The following is a 3,968-nucleotide window of genomic DNA, read 5'->3' on the forward strand; positions in this document are numbered from 1 at the left end:
AAAATGTCGCCAGGGAAGATGATCGTTGGCTTTGGCTCCCCGCGCTGAACTTGAAAAAGCGCATCGCACCGGGGGACAAGCGGACCAGCTTTGTCGGTTCTGACTTTTATTACGAAGATGTTTCGGGCCGCAGCCTGGACGAGGATCGCCATGAACTGATCGAGGAAACCGCCACCCGTTACGTGATCAGGAACACCCCGAAAAATCGTTCATCGGTGGAATTCAGCCACTATATCGTGCAGATCGATAAAACCACGTACCTGCCGGTCAAGGCCGAGTATTTTGATCAAAGTGGCAGCGTCTATCGGGTCGTCGAGGCGCTCGAAGTGGCGACGGTGCAGGGCTATCCGACGGTGATCAAAGCGGCGGCCCGCGATCTGCTTGCGGGGAGCACGACGATTAACCATTTTACTCAAATTGAGTATGATCTCGGCTTGCAGGAGCGGATATTTACCGAGCGCTTTTTGCGCCGCGCGCCGCGAGAAGTAACGCGTTAGGACGAGACAGGGATGAATTTACTTGCCGCAATTACTGGTGGAGTGGTGCTGGTTCTGCTGATGTTTTTCCCGGTCCCGTCAGCGCAGGCCTTTTCGCCCGGAGCCGATATCTCCGTCCACGGTTTTGTCGATGGACGTTATGGCACCCGTTTGCAGGAGGATCGATACCAGCGGTCAACGAGTCTTGGTGAGGCGCGGGTTCAACTGGGGCTACGCCGCGACGGCGAGCTGGTAAGCTGGCAGCTGCGGACCGACCTGGTTCACGATGAAGTCGCACAACAGACTGATCAGGATTTTGAGGCGGGGACCGGACCGGTCGACCTGCGTGAGGCGAATCTTCTTTTCTCGCCGCTGTCCAGCATCGATGTCAAGCTCGGTCGTCAGATTCTGACTTGGGGAACAGGGGATCTACTCTTTATCAACGACCTGTTTCCCAAGGACTGGCGGTCCTTTTTCATTGGCCGTGACGTGGAATATCTGAAGGCCCCCTCCGATGCTCTCTTCATCAGTTTTTTCCCCGCCTGTGCGAATATTGACGTGGCCTGGACACCGCGTTTCGATGCCGATCGCTATATCCGTGGCGAGCGGATTTCTTACTGGAACCCCCTCCTCGGGCGACGTGCCGGGGAGGACGCAGTCAGCGACCCCCAGCTGCGCGACCGCTGGGGGCACGACGATGAGCTGGCGGTGCGGGTCTCAAAAAATATCATCAGTTACGAGAGCGCTTTTTATGCCTACACGGGGTTCTGGAAAAGTCCGGTCGGGTTCGATCCGGCAACGTTGCGCGCCACTTTCCCCCGGCTGAGCGTCTATGGAGCGAGTCTGCGCGGCGGGCTGGCGAGGGGGATTGCCACTTTTGAAGCAGGTTATTATGACTCCCGTGACGACCGGAACGGCACGGATCCGGCGCTGCCGAACAGTGAGTGGCGCCTGCTGGCCGGTTATGAACAGGAGGTGGGACACAATCTGTCCGTCAGTGCTCAATATTATCTCGAATCGATGTGTGATTATGGCGGGTATGTGAGTGGTCTTCCGCCCGGCAGCCCCGCGCGTGATCGAAATCGTCACGTCTTCACCACACGCCTGACCAAGCTGGCCCTGAGGCAGACCCTGACGCTTTCCCTCTTCGTCTATTATTCGCCGTCAGATGGCGACGGGTACCTGCGTCCGAATATCAACTATAAGCTGACCGATGCATGGCTGCTCACCAGCGGAGCGAATCTCTTCATGGGTGAGGATGACCACACCTTTTTCGGTCAATTTGAACGCAATAACAACCTTTACGCTGGTGTCCGCTACAGTTTCTAACCGGGAATCCAGAAGGGAGACCAACCGATGACCGTCAATCGTTATTTACGCCTGATCGCCGGTTTTTTCGTGATGCTGAGTGTGGGTTTGTCGCAGCTACATTCCCCCGCATGGCTTTATTTTACGGCCTTTGTCGGGCTGAATCTTTTTCAGAGCGCCTTCACCAACTGGTGCCCGATGATGACAATTTTAAAAAAGATCGGGGTGCGGGAAGGGTAACCTGCCGACCGGTTGCTCAGCCCTTGGCAGCGGCCATCGCCGTTGCCGTGTGTTGTGCCGGGGGAGCAGTTGGGGGGGGAAGGGGTTGATCTCCCGCGGTCGTTTGAGAGACATCATCAACAATTTGGCGTAAACGCTCCGCAAGAATTTCGAGTTCGTAAATTTCCTGGTTAATGATTTTCGCCAATTCTGCATTGCCGTGCAGACGACGCTCTGAGCTCTCAAAGTGGGTAAAAACCTTGTTGGACAGGTTGCTTTGGAAGGTGATGATGTCACGAATAGCGTTGATTTGCTCCTCACGCGCAGCGAGCCCCTGATCGAATTGACGGGTTGCCTTGACCTGTTCTTCCATCCCGCGGGAGACCTGATCGTTGGCCGATTTGATCTGGTTGACACTGTCCTGGATACGCACAACTGCGCGCTGCTGCTCCTGCATAACCCGGGCAATTTCTTTGACCGAACGCAGGCTTTGCGTTGCGTCTTCGAGCAGCGATTGCGAACGCACGCCCTGCTGCTCGGTGACTTCCGATATTTCATCAGAGGTTAGCGCCGCGCGCTGCGAACTTTCGACGATTTTAAAAAGCGCCTCACCCGCGGAGAGGGAAAGCTCTTTCCCTTTGGCGATACGTTTGCCGGTTGCCTCAACGGCGGCAAGCACCTCGTCGGTGTCGGTGTTGATCGCTTTGACGATGCGTTGAATGTCCTGTGCGCTGTTGGTAGTACGATCAGCCAGATCGCGGATTTCTTCGGCGACCACAGAAAATCCCTTCCCCTCTTCCCCGGCTTTCGCGGCGATGATCGCGGCATTGAACGCCAGCAATTCGGTGTCGGATACCAGCTCCTTGATGACCTCGATAATCTTGGCGACTTCACCGGTCTGACGCGAGAGACGATGCATCGCTTCAGTCGACTTGACGCTTTCCCGCTCAATCCGTTCCATTTCGTTGATTGATGATTCAACGACTTGCAAACCGTTCTCGGCATCCACCTTGACGGTGCCGACGACAGTCGCGCTTTCTGCGGCCCCGTTACGGATTTTGAGCAGCGATTCACCGATTTCATCCAGGTCGCGAGTCGTGTTTTCAACTGAACGGGCAATTTCGTCAGCCTGTGCGGCAACCTCAAGGATGCTTGCGGCCAGTTCATCAACACTGGACGTCGTTTCAATGAATTTTCCCGTGGCATGATCCATCGCCTGTGACATTTCATCGAGAGACGCAGAAAGTTCACCGGAAATGGCCGATTCATCCTGTGTATGCTGGGAGAGATTTTCCGTGCGGGTGACAATTTCAGCCTGTTTGGTCTCCATCGACTCAACATTTTTTCGCGTCGCGAGGGCTGCGGCAAGCCCCTCGGAGGCACGCTCTGAAAGATTGCGGCTTGATTCGGCAAGGGACTTGTAGTGGGGAACAAAGAGATCGACCGTGTTCAGCAGATTATTGAACAAGTCTTCGACTTGATGGATCGACGCTTCAAGGGCGGCCTGCAACCCTTCCAGGTCATTGTGATCGACGCTGCGATTGCCGATCAACGGTTCAAGCAATTTGAAATGGTGACGCAACTGCTTGAGCATTGCACCGCGCACAATTAAATAAAGCACGACACCCATCACCAGCCCCATGAAGATACAGCTGACGAAGAACGGGAGCGTGAGTACCTGCGTGCCAAGGAGCGGCGTGACCAGAAACGGAAAAGCAAGGCCTGCGGCGATCCCGCTGGCCAGCATCACCCGCAACAGTTTTTTCAAAAAGGAAGCTTGCTCACCTCGGGGCATGTAACTCTCCTGTTCAGGCGAAAAAAGTCAGTAAACTCAGTTTCTAGGAGCCTGTCCGAGAATGAATGACCGGCTGCAAACCCAGCTGTTTGGCTCATATTTCAGCTCCTTTTTGCCCCATAGCTACGGCTATGAGGCTGCAAATGAGCTAAAATCTGCCCTCAAACTTC

4 protein-coding genes are annotated in these 3,968 nt (G+C 55.1%); 3 read left to right on the plus strand and 1 reads right to left on the minus strand.

All coding sequences use genetic code 11. The features are described 5' to 3' along the window. From K0A93_13535 to K0A93_13545, 3 genes are all read left to right on the plus strand, one after another. Positions 1 to 497: outer membrane lipoprotein-sorting protein (locus K0A93_13535; GenBank protein ID MBW6513111.1), on the plus strand; the 497-nt coding region annotated here is incomplete at its 5' end. 12 nt (positions 498 to 509) lie between these two features. Then, positions 510 to 1,805: a hypothetical protein gene (locus K0A93_13540; protein ID MBW6513112.1), complete on the plus strand. Its 1,296-nt coding sequence runs from the start codon at positions 510 to 512 to the stop codon at positions 1,803 to 1,805. A gap of 27 nt (positions 1,806 to 1,832) precedes the next feature. Then, positions 1,833 to 2,024 carry a DUF2892 domain-containing protein gene (locus K0A93_13545; GenBank protein ID MBW6513113.1) on the plus strand — a complete coding sequence of 64 codons (192 nt, stop codon included), beginning with the start codon at positions 1,833 to 1,835 and terminating at the stop codon, positions 2,022 to 2,024. A gap of 16 nt (positions 2,025 to 2,040) precedes the next feature. On the opposite strand, the gene K0A93_13550 is transcribed toward K0A93_13545, so the two are convergent. Continuing rightward, on the minus strand, positions 2,041 to 3,798 hold the full coding sequence (locus tag K0A93_13550) for a hypothetical protein (GenBank protein ID MBW6513114.1): 1,758 nt from the start codon (positions 3,796 to 3,798) through the stop codon (positions 2,041 to 2,043). Positions 3,799 to 3,968: the final 170 nt, after the last annotated feature.

The sequence above is a fragment of the Desulfuromonadaceae bacterium genome, from assembly GCA_019429445.1.
In the GTDB taxonomy this organism is placed as follows: Bacteria; Desulfobacterota; Desulfuromonadia; order Desulfuromonadales; family JAHYIW01; genus JAHYIW01.